Below are 17,500 nucleotides of genomic sequence, written 5' to 3' on the forward strand. Positions count from 1 at the left end.
TCGTGTGCACTTTGTTTTGTGCAAACCGCACGCGAGACCGCGGGTGCAGCGCGCACCCGGTCTTCCCTGCGCCCTCTATTTGAAGAGGGCGGGAAGTTTCTGGCAAAGCTCGGGCGTAATGCGTCGCGAGAATGCGGCCACACATCCCCGTCGTCCCGGACAAGCGAAGCGCGATCCGGGACCCATAACCACAGGGAGAAGTTTTGCGAACGATCTCTGCTACCGCGCCTCTATCGAGAGATCACGCGGTATGGGTCCCCCGATGCGCAATTGCGCATCTGAGTTCGCCGGGACGACAGCAACTCACAACAATTCCGGCTGTTCCGCCATGAGCGCATCGCCGACCGCAATGCTGCCGCCGGCCGTCACCTCGGCATAGATCCCGCAATCGCCATGGCCGAGCCTGCGCTGCAGCGCCTGCGGGATGGCGAGGTCACGCTCGGCTGTGTCGGGGTCAACGTTGACGGCGGCGCAGCGGACGATCCGCTTCACCACCTTGAGCCTGACGTCGCCGATCGCGAGCGTGCGGTCGAGCAGGTCGAACTCGTGCCAGGCCGGCCAGCCCTCGACATAGAGGTTGGCGCGGAAGCGCAGGGGGTGGACGGGGTGGTCGACCATGTTCTCGATGGCGCGGACGCTGGCGAGATTAATGATCGAGACCACCTTGCGGGCGACGTCGGAGAAACTGTGGCCCGGGCTGGTCAGCACTTTTGGCGGCCCCTTGATCTGGCCGGCGTAGCTGGTGGCGAAGAACTGCTCGATGGCGGTCCGGCCCTCGGCGGTCTCGAGGTTGCCCTGGGCCGCGATCGCGCCGTTGTGGCGGATGGTCAGCACGTGGCTGGCGTCGTCGAAATGGGTCTGCAGCGCCGCCAGCCAGCCGTCCCGCTGCAGCATCAGGAAGTGCGGTTTTGGCAGCCATTTCGGCGCGTCCGGATCGAAGCCGCTAGGGCCATTTTCGATGGCGTAGCGGCGGTCGGCCAGCAGGGTCTCGCCAGCGGTCAGGGCCGCTCGCGGCAGCGGTTCAGGGGTCAGGCCCTTGACGGGATAGCGGTAGATACCGGTGATCTCAGGGGGTTTTGATGAGGTCATCCGGCCTTTTAAGAGATTCTTTTGCAGCCTGCCACTACGCTGAAATTGTAAAGTCGGCCTCTTCCGTTTTTGGCCTGACATGCCCACATTTGCGTCAAGCCTGAAATAACGGCGACGACCGCCGGCTGGTTGAGGAATGTCAACGCGGCCGCGCGGAAACCCAATGAAGATGCCGCGCTTATGCCTTCGGGGTAGGGGTGGCAGGCCGAGGGAAGTGAAGAATGAATATTGAGAAATACACCGAGCGTGCGCGCGGTTTCATCCAGTCTGCGCAATCGCTGGCCGTGCGCGACGGCCACCAGCAATTCTCCCCGCTGCACGTGCTCAAGGTGCTGCTGGACGATAGCGAAGGCCTTGCCGGCGGTCTGATCGACCGTGCCGGCGGCAACTCCCGCGCCATCCTTAAAGCCACCGAGGATGCGCTGGGCAAACTCCCGAAAGTATCCGGCAGCGGCGCGGGCCAAGTCTATCTCGCCCCCGAACTGGCGCGCGCGTTTGACGCTGCGGAAAAGGCCGCCGAAAAGGCCGGCGACAGCTTTGTCACCGTCGAGCGGCTGCTGCTGGGCCTCACGCTCGAGAAAGGCAGCGAGGCCGCGACCATCCTGAGCAAGGGCGGCGTCACGCCGCAAAACCTCAATGCGGCGATCGAAAGCCTGCGCAAGGGCCGCACCGCTGACTCGGCGACCGCCGAGAACGCCTATGACGCGCTGAAGAAATATGCCCGCGACCTCACCCAGGCCGCGCGCGACGGCAAGCTCGATCCGGTCATCGGCCGCGACGAGGAAATCCGCCGCACGATTCAGGTGCTGTCCCGCCGCACCAAGAACAATCCCGTGCTGATCGGCGAACCCGGCGTCGGCAAGACCGCGATCGTCGAGGGTCTGGCGCTGCGGATTCTCAACGGCGACGTTCCGGAGAGCCTGAAAGACAAGAAGCTGCTGGTGCTGGACCTCGGCTCGCTGATTGCGGGTGCCAAATACCGCGGCGAGTTCGAGGAGCGGCTGAAGGCCGTGTTGGCCGAGGTCACTTCGGCCGAAGGCAGCATCATCCTGTTCATCGACGAGATGCACACGCTGATCGGCGCCGGCAAGGCCGACGGTGCGATGGACGCGTCCAATCTGCTGAAACCCGCGCTGGCGCGCGGCGAACTGCATTGCATCGGCGCCACCACGCTCGACGAATACCGCAAGCATGTCGAAAAGGATGCGGCGCTGGCGCGCCGGTTCCAGCCGATCTTCGTTTCCGAGCCGACGGTCGAGGACACGATTTCGATTCTGCGCGGCCTGAAGGACAAATACGAGCAGCACCACGGCGTGCGGATCACGGATTCGGCGCTGGTCGCCGCCACCACGCTGTCGAATCGCTACATCACCGACCGCTTCCTGCCCGACAAGGCCATCGACCTGATGGACGAGGCCTCGGCGCGGCTCAAGATGCAGGTCGATTCCAAGCCGGAAGAACTCGATACGATGGATCGGGAGATCATCCGCCTGAAGATCGAGCAGGAGGCGCTCCGGAAGGAAAGCGATGCCGGCTCCAAGAGCCGCCTGCAGACGCTGGAAAAGGAACTCGCCGACCTCGAGGAGAAGTCGGCGGCGCTGACGGCGCGCTGGAGCGCGGAGAAGAACAAGCTCTCCGACGCCCAGAAGCTGAAGAGCGAACTCGATGCCTTGCGCATCGAGCTTGCCAACGCGCAGCGCCGCGGCGAATTCCAGCGTGCGGGCGAACTGGCCTATGGCCGGATTCCCGAACTGGAGAAGAAACTTGCCGACATCGAAGCCAAGGAAAACCCCGGCGAGATGATGGAGGAGGCGGTTACCGCCGACCACATCGCGCAGGTGGTGTCGCGCTGGACCGGTGTGCCCGTCGACAAGATGCTCGAGGGCGAAAAGGACAAGCTGCTGAAGATGGAAGGCAGTCTCGGCCAGCGGGTGGTCGGCCAGGCCGAAGCCGTGCGCGCGGTCGCGACCGCCGTCCGCCGTTCGCGCGCCGGCCTGCAGGATCCGAACCGCCCGATGGGCTCGTTCATGTTCTTGGGGCCGACCGGCGTCGGCAAGACCGAACTGACCAAGGCGCTGGCGGAATATCTGTTCAATGACGAGACCGCGATGGTCCGCCTCGACATGTCCGAGTACATGGAAAAACACTCGGTCTCGCGGCTGATCGGCGCGCCTCCCGGCTATGTCGGCTATGACGAGGGCGGCGCGCTCACCGAAGCGGTGCGGCGGCGGCCCTATCAGGTGGTGCTGTTCGACGAGATCGAAAAGGCGCATCCGGATGTCTTCAACGTGCTGCTGCAGGTGCTCGACGATGGCCGGCTGACCGACGGTCAGGGCCGCACGGTCGACTTCCGCAACACGCTGATCATCATGACCTCGAACCTCGGTTCGGAATTCCTGGTGAACCAGCCGGAAGGCGAGGACACGTCTGAGGTGCGCGATCAGGTGATGGGGATGGTGCGGGCGCATTTCCGCCCCGAGTTCCTCAACCGGGTCGACGAGATCATCCTGTTCCACCGCTTGCAGAAGAGCGAGATGGGCCGGATCGTCGAGATCCAGTTCGCGCGGCTGCAGAAGCTCCTGGAGGAGCGCAAGATTACGCTCACGCTGGATGCCGCGGCGCGCGACTGGCTCGCCGCCAAGGGCTGGGATCCCGCCTATGGCGCGCGTCCCCTGAAGCGGGTCATCCAGCGCAATTTGCAGGATCCGCTGGCCGAGATGATCCTCGAAGGCTCGGTCGCCGATGGCGACCGCGTGGTGATCTCCAGCGAAGGCAACGTGCTGACCTTCAACGGCAAGGCGCCGCAGACCGCCGAGATCGCGACTTTCGAGGCGCCGATCCCGAAGCGCAAGCTGAACTGATTGGTCCGCGATAACTCAACGATGTCGTCATGCCCGGGCTTGACCCGGGCATCCACGTCTTGGCCGCAAATGAAAGAAGACGTGGATGGCCGGGTCAAGCCCGGCCATGACGACGGCGTCGATGCCGGCGAGCCGTGCCGTTACTTCTTCACTACCTTGTAAATCGCGTTCTCCAGATCCGACGAGAAGTAGATCACCCCGGATGCGCCGACGCCGACGCCGGTCGGGATGTTGGACGGCAATCCGCCGGGGGCAGGGGCGAGGCCGATCGGAAGGTTGCCGGCGATCTCGGTGACGGTTCCGTCTTTCGGATTGATCCCGATAATGCGCTTGGCGCCGACTTCGGCGACGACCAGCATTCCGTCGGGTCCGAGCGCGATGCCCTCGGGCATTTTCAGGTCCTTGGCGACGATTGCCTTCTCGCCATTGGTTCCGATCTTCAACACGCGGCCGGCGAAGGCTTCCGTGACATAGACCGCATCGCCCGATGCGGTGGCGGCCATGCCGACCGGTCCCTCGAGGTCCCCGATCAGAACCTTACGGTCCTTGCCGTGCTCGCCACTGACGCGGACCAGCGATTTACTGCCGAGTTCGTTGACCAGAATGGAGCCGTCACCGAGCTTGACGGCGTCGTGCGGCGCCTTGAAGTCGTGGAGCATCTCCCTGGTCTTGCCGGTCTTGCGGTCGATCAACTGCACCGTGCCGGTGAACCAGCTCGACAGGATCACGTCGTCGCCCCTCGCGGTTGCGCTCATCGGATATTCCAGCGTCACGCCGTCGGCATGCATGCGGGCAGGCTCGGAGACCTCGCCGGTGGTGCCGTCGACGGTACGGTAGGCAAACACGTCGGCGACGTAGAGGGTGTCTTTGCCGCCGTCCGAGACGACGCCGATGCCGCCGGGCAGCGCCAGCTTGCCGATGATAATCTGCTTGGCAGCGCCGGTTTCCGGATCGACCTCCTGAATACCGTTATCGGCCATGTTGGAAACGAAGATCCGGTCCTTGTCGTCGATCGCGAGGTTGTCGAGCGACGGCTTGAGCTGCGCCACCATTTTCTTGGCGCCGGACTTCGGATCGACCCGCACCAATTGGCCGAGCGCGGTGTCCACGACCCAGAGATTGCCCTTGGAATCGAAATTGACCGCCGCCGGAATCTTGAAACCGTCGGCGACCACAGTCAGCTCGGCCTTGTCGACGTCGACCCTGGCGACCTGGCCCTTGAACCAGAGCGGGCCGTAAAGCTTGTCGTCCGGCCCGAACTCGAATCCATTGAGGCCGCCCATCTTCTCCATGATCTTGCGCGGCGGCTTGGCGCCCTCGACATCGATCTCATAGAGCGCGTCGCCGAGGAATACCTGCGTCGCATAGAGCCGTCCGTCCTTGCGGAACGCGAGCGAGTTGATGCCGGGCAGGCCGGAGGCCAGCTTCTTGACCGGGCCGTCGCCCTTTCGCGAGTAGAGGTCGCCGGTCAGGAATGCGGTCCACGCCATGGTGCCGTCGGGGGCAAATGCGATGTCGTCGGCCATGCCTTCCGGCGAGGCAACCGCGATCTTGGCCGTGCCGCTCGCGCGATCGACTTCGTAGAGCGCCGCACCCGCGACGCTGCCGGCGAACAACCGCCCGGCCTTGTCGATGCCGAGCCCATGGACGCCGTGAAACGCCGAGCCCGGAACGAGTTTGGTAACTTCATATGTCTGCGCCGCGGCGCCGGTGGCAAGAAACACTGCCGCAGCCACAGTCGCCCCGAATGCAAGCCTGCTCGTCATGACGCTACCTCCCGTTTTTTATTATGGAGGTGAGTATTCGTTCGCTCGCGTGGTTTGGCAAACAAAACTTGTAGGTGCGGCGCGGCCCGGCCGCCACAAAAATGACAACGCGCTAGGAACCCGCCCCTTCAGAATTTAACGAGAGTTCAGCCTGTATGGAGATGACAGGCGACCGCGCGTCCCGGACCGAGTTCGCGAAGCGGCGGCTGATCGGTCTTGCACACCGCCATGGCGCGGGGGCAACGGGTGTGGAAGCTGCATCCGGGCGGCGGCCGCAGCGCGCTCGGCACTTCACCTGAAATCACCGCCCGCGGCCGGCGCGCCTCCACCTCGGGATCGGCGACCGGCACCGCCGCCATCAGGGCTTCGGTGTAGGGGTGCAGCGGATTGCGATAGAGATCGTCGCGGTCGGCGATTTCGACGAGGCGGCCGAGATACATCACCGCGATGCGCGTCGAGATGTGGCGGACAACAGCCAGATCATGCGCGATGAACAGATAGGTCAGCCCCAGCCGCTCCTGCAGGTCCATGAACAGGTTGATGACCTGGGCCTGGATCGAGACGTCGAGCGCGGACACCGGCTCGTCGGCGATCAGGAGGCTCGGCTCCAGCGCCAGCGCGCGGGCGATGCCGATGCGCTGGCGCTGGCCGCCGGAGAATTCATGCGGATAGCGATCGGCCATATCGGGCAACAGGCCGACGGAAGCGATCAGGGACGCGATCTTGTCGCGCGTCGCCGCCTTGTCGCCATCGAGGCCATGAACGGCCAGCGGCTCGCCGACGATGCTGCGGATCGTCATGCGCGGATTGAGCGAGCCATAAGGGTCCTGATAGACCATCTGCATCCGGCGCCGCACACCCAATAGTTCGGCGCCGCGGTGCGGGGCGATGTCCTGTCCCTCGAACACGATCCGTCCGGCGGTCGGCGTCAGCATCCGCAGTACCGCAAGTCCGGTGGTCGATTTGCCGGAGCCGCTTTCGCCGACGAGACCCAGTGTCTCGCCACGCCGGATCGTGAACGAAACGCCGTCGACCGCTTTGACGGTCGCGACCTGCCGCTGAAGGATGATGCCCTTGGTGACCGGGAAATGAACCTTCAAATCCTCGACCCGGAGGATGGTATCGACGGATGGCTCGGGCAGCGCGTCAGACATGGGCGAAACACGCTTTGGCGTGACGGTCGGCGACCTGAATCAGTTCAGGCTTCGCGGTTCGGCATTGTTCCAGGATCGCGCGGCAGCGCGGCGCGAAAGAGCAGCCGGGCGGCAGGCTGGCCAGATCAGGCGGCTGGCCCTCGATTGGCATCAGGCGACGGCCGCCGCCGCCATCGAGGCGGGGAACGGACGCCATTAGCCCCGATGTATAGGGATGCTGTGGCCGGGCGTAGAGCTCGCGCGCCGGCGCGACTTCGACGATGCGGCCGCCATACATGACCGCGACACGGTCGGCGTAGCGGGCGACGACGCCGAGATCATGCGTGATCAGGATCAGCGAGGAGCCGGTCTCACGCGTGACTTCCTTCAAGAGGTCGAGGATCTGCGCCTGCACCGTGACGTCGAGCGCCGTGGTCGGCTCATCGGCGATGATCAAGCGGGGTGCGCAGGCCAGCGCCATTGCGATCATGACGCGCTGGCGCATGCCGCCGGAATATTGGTGCGGGTAGGAGCCGAGCCGGCTCGCGGCATCGCCGATGCGGACGCGGCCGATCAGTTCGGTCGCAGCCTCATAGGCCTTTTCCCACGGCGTGCCCCGATGCACATTGATCGGCTCGGCGACCTGCAGGCCGACGGTCAGCGCCGGATTGAGCGAGGACATCGGTTCCTGGAAGATCATCGCAATCTTGTTGCCGCGGACCGCGCGGATGCCGGGGTCGTCGAGCTTCAACAGATCCGTGCCGTCGAACAGGATTTCGCCGCTCTCGATCCGGCCGGGCGGATTCGGGATCAGGCGCAACACGGAGAGCGCGGTCACGCTCTTGCCGGATCCGGACTCGCCAACGATCGCGAGCGTCTCGCCGGGATCGACATGAAACGATACGCCATCGACCGCGGTCACGGTTCCGCGCTCGGTGCGGAACCGCGTTGTCAGGTTTTTGACTTCCAGCAGTGGGCGCGTCATCGCCGCGGTCCCGCTCAACGGCCCATCTTCTTCTTGAGTTCCTGATCGATCCAGATGCGGGCGTAGATCGGCCCCGGACGAACGGCACCGGCGCGGAGTTCGCCGGCGTAGTTCTTCACCCAGGGCCACCAGGCCGTGAAGATGTACGGGGTGGGAAGCCACACATAGGGGGCCTTATCCAGAATCTCGCGCGTCATTTCCTTCAGCATGGCCTGGCGCTTGGTCTCGTCTGGCTCAAGATAAACCGCGTCCATCTTCTTGTCGTACTCGGGATCGGACCATTGCGACGGGTTCCAAACCTGGCCCCTGACGAAGCTCTTGCGAATGGTCGTCGTCGGATTGGTGTGCCCGTTGTTCATGAGATAGCCCGGTGCATTGGTCTTGGTGGTCATGGCTGAAAGGAACGCACCGTATTCCATGGTTTGAATGTCCAGCTTGACGCCGACCTGTTCATAATAGGCCGCCAGCAGCGGTATCAGGTCGATATGGTCGGGCACGCACGCGCATACCTGAACCTTGAAGGTAAACCCCTTCGGAACGCCGGCCTCGGCGAGCAGCTTCTTCGCTTTCTCCGGGTTGTAGGTGAAGAGTTCCTTGATCGAGTCCGGCATCGCCTCGAGCGGCTCGAAATAGCCGAGATAATCGGGGTGCTGCGGGTAGGCGAACAGCTCGGCATTGCCGCCATAATACTCCTTGACGATCTCCTGCTTGTTGACGGCGAGATTGAGGGCGCGCCGGACTCTGATGTCGTCGAACGGCTTGGTATCGACGCGCATGGCGAGGAACTGGCCGCTCATCGAGAGCCACTTCGACCATTGCAGCTGCGGTGCGCTCTTCTTGAGCTCATCGACCGCGGACCATCTGATGTTTTCGAGGATGTCGAGTTTGCCGGTTCGCAATGCCGTGAGGAAGGTCGCCTCGTCCTTGATCGTGCGGTAAACGACCTTGTCGACCAGCGGGAGCTTGGTCTCGACGCCGTTGATCTTCTCCGTGCCCCAGTAGTTCGGATTCTTGACATAGGTGTTCGAGTTGCCTTGCACGAACTCGGCAAGCTGGAACGGGCCGGTCCCGTTGACGTTCTTCCAGTTGCCGGCGCCTGCGTCGGCGACTTCCTTCGGGATGATGCCGGAATAATAACCCCAGCCGAAGCGATAGTCCCATTCCGCGTTGTAGTTCTTGAAGGTGAAAAGCACGGTGTGCTTGTCGGTGGCTTCGACCTTGTCGATGTGATCGAAATAACCGGCGATTTTCTTGGGGCTCTTGTCGCGGTGGTTGAAGGAGAACACCACGTCATCGGCGACCAGTTCGCGCGCCGCCATCACCCCGGGCTTGTCGGGAAACATCACGCCCTTGCGCAGGTTGATCTCGAGGCGGAGCGGATTTTGCTTCCACTCCCATTTTTCGGCAAGTTCGCCGCGCATCGCATCCGACGGAATCCAGGCGTCGGCGTAGAACGAATGCTTGCCGCCAAGCCGTTTGGACTTGGAGAGGTCCGCGGCGAACAGTTGCTCGTAGACCTGGCCGGTATCGTGGTTCTGCTTCCAGTTCCAGTCGGCCAGATCCCAGGAGAGCGCCGAGAGCGTGACATAAACTGTCCCGATCTCCAGCGTGCCGCCGGGCTTTGGCGGCGTTTCGGATTGCGAGAATGCAGGGGTTGCAAGCGATAGCGCCACGGCGACCGACGCGGCGGCGAGACCTGATGCGGCGCGTAAATAGGACATGACTTCCTCCCGGATCTTATTTTCTGGTTATCTTGATCCGCGCATGCGTGGATCGAGCAGATCCCGCAAGGCGTCTCCGAATACGTTGGTGGAATAAACGACGATCGTCAGACAAAGACCCGGCGCCAGCGCCAGCCACGGTCCCTGGAACATGAAGGTGCGGCCCGAGCCCGACAGCATGCCGCCCCAGGTTGGCGTCGGCGGCGGCACGCCAAGGCCGAGAAACGACAGGCCCGACTCGGCAAGGATCACGGTGCCGACACGCGTCGTGAACAGCACGATGATCGGCGGCATGATGTTGGGCAGGATGTGCCGCCACAGGATGCGGCCGGTCGAGGCGCCGATCGATTGGGCGGCGTGCACATACATGTTCTCGCGCACCGACACCACGGCGGAGCGGATGATGCGCGAGCCGGCGATGCCGAGCAGCAGGCCGAGCGTGCCGATGATCTGCGGCAGGCCGGGGCCGAGAACCGAAACCACGACCAGCAGGATGATGAGATCGGGAAAGCTCATCCAGGCGTCGACGAAACGCTGCGTGATGAGATCGATCTTGCCGCCGAGATAACCGGTGAGAATGCCGATCGCGATCGAGATGATGGTGGCCAGCGACGCGGCGGTAAAGGCGATGATCACCGAAATCTGGGCGCCATAGAGACAGCGCGAGAGCATGTCGCGGCCCAGATTGTCGGTTCCGAACGGATAGGCCCATGACGGCGCCATCAGACGGTTGCGCGGGCTGATCTGGTTCATGCCATAGGGCGCCAGAACATCGGCGAAGATCCCGCACAGCAGGAACAGGATGAAGATGACGCCGCCGGCGGCGCCGAGCGGCTTCTCGCGGAACAGGCGAATCACGAAGCGGAGGACGCCATTGCGCTCGCTCTTGCCGCCCGTGGCCGGGATATCGATTGCCAGCGTCATCAGCGGTATCTCACCTTGGGATCGAGCAGGCCGTAGCTCAGGTCGACGGCGAGATTGATCAGCATCACGCAAAGACCGATCACGAGGCTGACGCCCGTTATGATCGGGTAATCGCGCTGGCTGATGGCGTCGAGCAGCAACAGCCCCATGCCGGGAATGACGAAGATCTGCTCGACGATGACGGCGCCGCCGATCAGGATAGGCGCCTGCAGGCCGATCAGCGTGACCACCGGGATCAGCGCGTTGCGCAGCGCATGCCGGATGACGACCAGCGGTTCCGACAGGCCCTTGGCCCAGGCGGTGCGGATATAATCCTGGCGCAGCACCTCCAGCATCATGGTGCGGGTCAGGCGCATGGTGATGGCCGACAGCGCGGTGCCCAGAATGATCGCCGGCAGAATCATCTGCTTGAGGTTCTGCAGGGGATCATCGGTGAACGCGACGAAGTTCACCTGCGGCGACCAGCCCCACCAGATCGACGGGAACACCATCACCATGGTGCCCATCCAGAAGCTCGGCACCGCCAGCATCAGGATCGAGAACGAGCGGGTGAGATAATCGCCGGCGGTGTCCTGCCGGATCGCGGAATAGATGCCGATCGGCAGCGCGATGCAGAGCGCGATGATCAGCGCCATGAAGCCGAGCTGGAACGTCACCGGCAGCCGTGCGCCCAGCAGTTCGCGCACCGGCGTATTCTGCCAGAGCGAGCGGCCGAAATCGCCGTGAAAAAGAATGCCGCCGATCCAGTGAAAATATTGCAGCCACATCGGCCGATCGAGGCCGAGCGTTGCGATCAGCTGGTCACGCGAGAGCTTGTCGGCGCCGACGTCGTTCTGGGCGAGCATCATGTCGATGACGTTGCCCGGCACCAGCCGCACGATGACGAAGACAATCAGGCTGGCAAAGAACAGCGCCGGGACAAGCGCCAATAATCGCCGTGCGAGATATGCCTGCATCCTTCGCTGCCCCCCATCGTCTTCTTGCAACGAGAGTGGACCGCGTCCGAAATGCTCGCAAGCATTATCGCGACGCGCGCGATGCGATTTTGTCGCGGAGGAACTTGAGTGAAGTACGTGTGCGCGCAAAACATTCCGCGTCGCGGAACAGTAACGCGTGCAACTTCACGCTAACGAACATACGAGGTGAAAAGCCGGGAAGTTAAACGCTCAGCGGCTGACTTGCCGCACCGATGGCGCAGCGGTGCTGCCGGCGGCATCGGAGACACGCGCGCCGCCGCGATTGTTCATCTGGATATCGAGGCGATCGCGTTCCTTCTCGAAGCCCGCCATGACCGGGCCTTCGAGCGAGCGGCCACGCGGCAGCTTCACGCGCATCGGATCGACGAAGCGGCCGTTGACCAGGATTTCGTAGTGCACGTGGGCGCCGGTCGACATGCCCGTCGAGCCGACGAAGCCGATCACCTGGCCCTGTCGCACCCGCTTGCCGGGCTCCATGCCCTTGGCAAACGCCGACATGTGGCCGTAGGCGGTCTCGTAACCATTGTTGTGCTTCAGCTTGACGTATTTGCCGTAGCCGCCTTCCCAGCCGACTTTCTCGACGACGCCGTTGCCGGAAGCGAAGATCGGCGTGCCATAAGGCGTGGCCCAGTCGACGCCGGTGTGCATCTTGGTGTAGCCGAGGATCGGATGGCGGCGTCCGCCGAATCCCGAACGCATGATCGCGTTGTTGACGGGTTTGCGCACCAGGAACTTCTTCGCGCTCTTGCCGGTCTCGTCATAGTAGTCGACGACCGAGTCGTCGGGGGTCTGGAAGCGGTAATATTTCTTGGTTTCGCCGCCGACCGTGAGCGAAGCGAACAGCACTTCGGTCTTTTCGGTGATGGTCGCGCCGTCGTCTTCGCCGGCGAAGAACACGTCGAAGGAATCGCCGGGCTGCACCTTGCGCTGGAAGTCGACGTCGTAGGAATAGATCTTGACCATGTCCTCGATGACGGTGGCCGGCACCTTGTTGCGCAATGCGGTCTCGTAAATGCTCTGGTAGAGCCGGACGCCGGTGCCGTCATCCTCATCGTCGTCGTCGTCTTTGCCGGCGGCAGCCTCGGCGACCGTATTCATGCTCTGCACGTCGACGGCGACGTATTTGCCGACGTCGGACAGCGCGGCAACGGCCTCGATGGTGGTTTCGTTGGCGACGATCACCCGATAGGGCTGCAGCCGCACGCCCGGGCCGGGGGCGGCAGGCGCCATCAGGATACGGAGCTTCTGGCCTTCCTTCAGGCCGCCGTCGCGGCCGCGGGCGCCCAGCGTTGCGGCGATCGCCTTGGCCTCGTCCGGCGTCGCGCCCTGATCGCGCAGGATAGAGGTGACCGTATCGCCCTTTTTCACGACGTGAATGCGCTCGTTGGAAGGGTTGCCGCCGGTGATTTGGTCTTTGGTCTTCGGCAGCAGCGTGACGTTTTCCGGCACCACGCGGGTTTCAAAGCCGGCATAGGGGTCGGAGACGGTGCCCTCGGTGGCGTAGGCCAGCTTCATGTCGGACTGGACGCCGCTGGCATCGGCGGCGGCGTTCGCCAGCGCCGTATAGCGTACGCCGCCGGTGTTGCCGCGCCAGTTGGCGGCGTCGCGCACCCGCATCAGGACTTCGTCGAGCGCGACCACGGCGGCGAGTTTCGCCTTCGGCAGCACCGATGCGAGGTCCTTGGTGACGAAGGAGACCTCGGCATCGGGTTCGACGGCATCGGGGTTGTTCGGATCGTCGGCGGCGGCGGGGGTGGGGGCGCCGACATCGGTCAGCATGCGCTGGGCGTTGAATGGCGGGATTTTGGCGGAAAGGTCGCTCGTCGTCATCGACAAATTGCCGGAGATCCGGATGAACGGCCGAACCCGCATCACGTCGCGGTTGCCGACCCGGGTGACGGTCGAGACCCGCATGACGTTGCGGGCGGCTGTCGATTCACCCGGCGGCGGCAGGCGGTCGCTCTTATGCAGGCTGGCGGAACGATCGTTGGCGCCGAAAGCGCCGCGCAACGCGCCTTCGACGCGCTCCGGCACCTTGGCAAAGGTCATTTCGCCGTCGAGCGACGCGAAAACGGCGCCGCCGATGAGAGCTGCGCCGCACAGACCAGTCAGGATAGTGCCGCTAAACCATTGTACGGAGACACGGCGGCGGTCGATCACCGCGGCCTCGGTGCCATCGACGGAAAGCGGCGGCTCGTGACCGAGATCAATGATCCCGGTCTCGCGTCCATAGCCGCTTCCGCGTGACGCCTTCTGATTCAACCCTGTGTCCCCCCAAATTCCATCAACATTCGACTAGACCTTCGCTCGATCCAGATCCGGTTTCCGTCCCTCTATAAGGAGGATCCCGGTGCATCGCGCGCCGCACGAATCGATATTCGGGAATCAAAGGCCAGAAGACCGGCCGGAACCTCGAACGTCAATGATGTGCAGATCTCTCGATGTTTCTCGGCCGCGTGGGGAAAGGCGACGGGTTCATTAAGATCGCCAGTCCCTGGTAGGTGACCACCGGCAGCCCCCACTGGCATCCGGCGATTCAATGCATACGTTATAGTCAGAACGTCGCAGGATTGTGGCTCAAGTACGGCGCAAAGCCCCCAAATATATAGACTTCTTGGGGTCCAAAATTTCTTCCACATCGTGCGACAATTTGTTGACGAAGGGCGTTGACAGGTCCGATCGGGTGGGCCTATAACCCGACCACTGAGCGCGGCGCTGCTTTGGCCCTGAGGCCAAGGCAAGTTGTCGCGCCCGTGAAGCTCCTCATTATGATGAGTGAATCAACAGCCGATACCAATCGGTTGTTATTTGCCGTCCGGTGAAGTTGCTTCCGGAACTCCCAGTAGTGGGAAGCTCCCAGTCAATGGGAGATGGGTCCTTCGGGTCCCGGGCTGTTTGACAAGTGAAGATGAAGAAAGAGAAACGTGGACGGCGGAGTCCTTGCGGGCCTCGATTACTTGAATACGCAAGTATTGAAGTGTTGGGGCCGGACGAAAGACTTCGGCGGTACACGTTTACATAGGTTACACCATCGTTGCCCACGATGTGAATCGTAGGCAGCTTGTCGGCTTCGGCCGGCAAAAAATGGTGGGACCTCGTCAAACGTTGTGATCAGCCGGTTTGAAGTTTCAAGTCCAACTTGAGAGTTTGATCCTGGCTCAGAGCGAACGCTGGCGGCAGGCTTAACACATGCAAGTCGAGCGGGCGTAGCAATACGTCAGCGGCAGACGGGTGAGTAACGCGTGGGAACATACCTTTTGGTTCGGAACAACACAGGGAAACTTGTGCTAATACCGGATAAGCCCTTACGGGGAAAGATTTATCGCCGAAAGATTGGCCCGCGTCTGATTAGCTAGTTGGTGAGGTAACGGCTCACCAAGGCGACGATCAGTAGCTGGTCTGAGAGGATGATCAGCCACATTGGGACTGAGACACGGCCCAAACTCCTACGGGAGGCAGCAGTGGGGAATATTGGACAATGGGCGCAAGCCTGATCCAGCCATGCCGCGTGAGTGATGAAGGCCCTAGGGTTGTAAAGCTCTTTTGTGCGGGAAGATAATGACGGTACCGCAAGAATAAGCCCCGGCTAACTTCGTGCCAGCAGCCGCGGTAATACGAAGGGGGCTAGCGTTGCTCGGAATCACTGGGCGTAAAGGGTGCGTAGGCGGGTCTTTAAGTCAGGGGTGAAATCCTGGAGCTCAACTCCAGAACTGCCTTTGATACTGAAGATCTTGAGTTCGGGAGAGGTGAGTGGAACTGCGAGTGTAGAGGTGAAATTCGTAGATATTCGCAAGAACACCAGTGGCGAAGGCGGCTCACTGGCCCGATACTGACGCTGAGGCACGAAAGCGTGGGGAGCAAACAGGATTAGATACCCTGGTAGTCCACGCCGTAAACGATGAATGCCAGCCGTTAGTGGGTTTACTCACTAGTGGCGCAGCTAACGCTTTAAGCATTCCGCCTGGGGAGTACGGTCGCAAGATTAAAACTCAAAGGAATTGACGGGGGCCCGCACAAGCGGTGGAGCATGTGGTTTAATTCGACGCAACGCGCAGAACCTTACCAGCCCTTGACATCCCGGTCGCGGACTCCAGAGATGGAGTTCTTCAGTTCGGCTGGACCGGAGACAGGTGCTGCATGGCTGTCGTCAGCTCGTGTCGTGAGATGTTGGGTTAAGTCCCGCAACGAGCGCAACCCCCGTCCTTAGTTGCTACCATTTAGTTGAGCACTCTAAGGAGACTGCCGGTGATAAGCCGCGAGGAAGGTGGGGATGACGTCAAGTCCTCATGGCCCTTACGGGCTGGGCTACACACGTGCTACAATGGCGGTGACAATGGGATGCTAAGGGGCGACCCTTCGCAAATCTCAAAAAGCCGTCTCAGTTCGGATTGGGCTCTGCAACTCGAGCCCATGAAGTTGGAATCGCTAGTAATCGTGGATCAGCACGCCACGGTGAATACGTTCCCGGGCCTTGTACACACCGCCCGTCACACCATGGGAGTTGGTTTTACCTGAAGACGGTGCGCTAACCCGCAAGGGAGGCAGCCGGCCACGGTAGGGTCAGCGACTGGGGTGAAGTCGTAACAAGGTAGCCGTAGGGGAACCTGCGGCTGGATCACCTCCTTTCTAAGGATGGTTCTTCAGAAGCTTGCTTCTATCGAACCGTTTTAGAAACATCAGTGGCCAACGATCGTCAGGATTGTTGAGCTGCATTGGCGGGATTTCGCCGTCTACGTTTCTCTTTCTTCGCGGACGAACACGCGCCAGGGGCTTAGCGCTTGTGCGATGCATCTGGCATGAGCCGGTTGCGCGCCACTGCGGCCTCTCGTGTTAGGGGCTTGTAGCTCAGTTGGTTAGAGCGCGCGCTTGATAAGCGTGAGGTCGGAAGTTCAAGTCTTCCCAGGCCCACCACTTTGATCGAGCGCATCACGTCTCATGACCGACGTAAGCATTCGTCTTCTGGTACGGGGCCATAGCTCAGCTGGGAGAGCGCGTGCTTTGCAAGCATGAGGTCGTCGGTTCGATCCCGTCTGGCTCCACCAGATGGAATTGAAGATCGACAAAGTGGCCTGCTAACAAGCGCCGTTCAAATCGTCCGCGAAACATCACTTCGCATGTCGTGTCCTACGGGATACGCGTGCGTGATTTCTGACATCGTAAAGAGGAGATTGATCCGAGTTTTGGGTCTGCAAAGCAATTTGCGGAGCTCAATTCATAATCTCCAGATCATTTCGGCGCTCGCGCATCGTAACCCATCGCAAGATGAGTTGGATGAGTGAGTTGTAAATGATCTTTTTAGCGAAGCTTGACCGCCTCGCTATCGGGTTGATCTTACGAAGCAAGCTGGTCTTTCTAATCATTGTCCGGCCGTGCATAGCATTCATCGAGGGTGCGCGTTTTGGGGTTTCGACCTCAAGGCAATTGTACGGACTACATTCTGCCGAGTGTGTGGACATTGATAATGAGAGCAATCAAGTGCCTTAAGGGTGTTCGGTGGATGCCTTGGCGCTGAGAGGCGATGAAGGACGTGCTACGCTGCGATAAGCCATGGGGAGCTGCGAAGAAGCTTTGATCCATGGATTTCCGAATGGGGAAACCCACCTTCGATAGCTGGAACTCCAAGATCTCGTATCTTGGGGTTTGAACAGCAATGTTTGAGACCAAGCCGTGAGGTTTTGGATTTCCAGTTATCAAGTGAAGGTATGAAATCTCTGAATACATAGGAGGTTTTAAGCGAACCCGGGGAACTGAAACATCTAAGTACCCGGAGGAAAGGACATCAAACGAGACTCCGTTAGTAGTGGCGAGCGAACGCGGACCAGGCCAGTGATACATCAAAGACAACCGGAACCTGTCAGGAAAGCAGGGCCTTAGAGGGTGATAGCCCCGTACGGGTAATGCGATGATGTATCCTTGAGTAAGGCGGAACACGTGAAATTCTGTCTGAACACGGGGGGACCACCCTCCAAGCCTAAGTACTCCTCAGCGACCGATAGTGAACCAGTACCGTGAGGGAAAGGTGAAAAGCACCCCGACGAGGGGAG

The 17,500-nt window shown here is 61.6% G+C and carries 9 protein-coding genes, 2 tRNA genes and 2 rRNA genes (1 of these 13 cut by a window edge); 5 read left to right on the plus strand and 8 right to left on the minus strand.

Annotation, left to right across the window (positions count from 1 at the left end):
- Nucleotides 1-303 precede the first annotated feature (303 nt).
- Nucleotides 304-1,089, minus strand: coding sequence for an MOSC domain-containing protein (locus JQ629_RS32055; RefSeq protein ID WP_212416013.1), 786 nt, complete (start codon nt 1,087-1,089; stop codon nt 304-306).
- 221 nt (nt 1,090-1,310) lie between these two features.
- Here JQ629_RS32055 and clpB point away from each other — a divergent pair, with 221 nt between their 5' ends.
- A complete protein-coding gene (gene clpB, locus JQ629_RS32060) occupies nt 1,311-3,950 on the plus strand; it encodes an ATP-dependent chaperone ClpB (RefSeq protein ID WP_212416014.1) in 2,640 nt (879 codons plus the stop codon).
- Nucleotides 3,951-4,090: 140 nt separating this feature from the next.
- Here clpB and JQ629_RS32065 read toward each other — a convergent pair whose 3' ends face one another.
- The 7 genes from JQ629_RS32065 to JQ629_RS32095 form a co-directional block, all read right to left on the minus strand.
- On the minus strand, nt 4,091-5,716 hold the full coding sequence (locus JQ629_RS32065; RefSeq protein WP_212416015.1) for a Vgb family protein: 1,626 nt from the start codon (nt 5,714-5,716) through the stop codon (nt 4,091-4,093).
- Nucleotides 5,717-5,862: 146 nt separating this feature from the next.
- On the minus strand, nt 5,863-6,870 hold the full coding sequence (locus JQ629_RS32070) for an ABC transporter ATP-binding protein (RefSeq protein ID WP_212267110.1): 1,008 nt from the start codon (nt 6,868-6,870) through the stop codon (nt 5,863-5,865).
- Complete coding sequence (locus JQ629_RS32075) at nt 6,863-7,834, minus strand: ABC transporter ATP-binding protein (RefSeq protein ID WP_212416016.1); 972 nt, start codon at nt 7,832-7,834, stop codon at nt 6,863-6,865. Before JQ629_RS32075 ends, JQ629_RS32070 begins: the two co-directional genes overlap by 8 nt.
- Nucleotides 7,835-7,848: 14 nt before the next feature.
- Nucleotides 7,849-9,555, minus strand: coding sequence for an ABC transporter substrate-binding protein (locus tag JQ629_RS32080; protein WP_212416017.1), 1,707 nt, complete (start codon nt 9,553-9,555; stop codon nt 7,849-7,851).
- Between the two features lie 27 nt (nt 9,556-9,582).
- Nucleotides 9,583-10,479 carry an ABC transporter permease gene (locus tag JQ629_RS32085; RefSeq protein ID WP_192738272.1) on the minus strand — a complete coding sequence of 299 codons (897 nt, stop codon included), beginning with the start codon at nt 10,477-10,479 and terminating at the stop codon, nt 9,583-9,585.
- Nucleotides 10,479-11,435, minus strand: coding sequence for an ABC transporter permease (locus JQ629_RS32090; RefSeq protein ID WP_212267122.1), 957 nt, complete (start codon nt 11,433-11,435; stop codon nt 10,479-10,481). Before JQ629_RS32090 ends, JQ629_RS32085 begins: the two co-directional genes overlap by 1 nt.
- Nucleotides 11,436-11,645: 210 nt before the next feature.
- On the minus strand, nt 11,646-13,718 hold the full coding sequence (locus tag JQ629_RS32095; protein ID WP_212416018.1) for a M23 family metallopeptidase: 2,073 nt from the start codon (nt 13,716-13,718) through the stop codon (nt 11,646-11,648).
- An 873-nt stretch (nt 13,719-14,591) separates the two neighbouring features.
- Between JQ629_RS32095 and JQ629_RS32100 the strand changes: the two genes are divergently transcribed.
- The 4 genes from JQ629_RS32100 to JQ629_RS32115 all read left to right on the plus strand — a co-directional run.
- Nucleotides 14,592-16,082, plus strand: a 16S ribosomal RNA gene (locus tag JQ629_RS32100).
- A 208-nt stretch (nt 16,083-16,290) separates the two neighbouring features.
- Nucleotides 16,291-16,367, plus strand: a tRNA-Ile gene (locus JQ629_RS32105).
- Nucleotides 16,368-16,422: 55 nt separating this feature from the next.
- Nucleotides 16,423-16,498: transfer RNA gene (locus JQ629_RS32110), tRNA-Ala, on the plus strand.
- Between the two features lie 427 nt (nt 16,499-16,925).
- Nucleotides 16,926-17,500 (plus strand): 23S ribosomal RNA (locus JQ629_RS32115) (it continues 2,270 nt past the right edge of the window).
- The 16S and 23S rRNA genes sit together here with 2 tRNA genes alongside, the layout of an rRNA operon.

This window comes from Bradyrhizobium sp. AUGA SZCCT0222, assembly GCF_018130205.1.
Lineage (GTDB): Bacteria > Pseudomonadota > Alphaproteobacteria > Rhizobiales > Xanthobacteraceae > Bradyrhizobium.

Excerpts from the sequence above, each read along its gene's own strand:
- JQ629_RS32090 (WP_212267122.1), bottom strand. The coding sequence starts at position 11,435 with ATGCAGGCATATCTCGCACGGCGATTATTGGCGCTTGTCCCGGCGCTG.
- JQ629_RS32075 (WP_212416016.1), bottom strand. The coding sequence starts at position 7,834 with ATGACGCGCCCACTGCTGGAAGTCAAAAACCTGACAACGCGGTTCCGC.
- JQ629_RS32085 (WP_192738272.1), bottom strand. The coding sequence starts at position 10,479 with ATGACGCTGGCAATCGATATCCCGGCCACGGGCGGCAAGAGCGAGCGC.
- JQ629_RS32055 (WP_212416013.1), bottom strand. The coding sequence starts at position 1,089 with ATGACCTCATCAAAACCCCCTGAGATCACCGGTATCTACCGCTATCCC.
- JQ629_RS32065 (WP_212416015.1), bottom strand. The coding sequence starts at position 5,716 with ATGACGAGCAGGCTTGCATTCGGGGCGACTGTGGCTGCGGCAGTGTTT.
- clpB (WP_212416014.1), top strand. The coding sequence starts at position 1,311 with ATGAATATTGAGAAATACACCGAGCGTGCGCGCGGTTTCATCCAGTCT.
- JQ629_RS32070 (WP_212267110.1), bottom strand. The coding sequence starts at position 6,870 with ATGTCTGACGCGCTGCCCGAGCCATCCGTCGATACCATCCTCCGGGTC.
- JQ629_RS32080 (WP_212416017.1), bottom strand. The coding sequence starts at position 9,555 with ATGTCCTATTTACGCGCCGCATCAGGTCTCGCCGCCGCGTCGGTCGCC.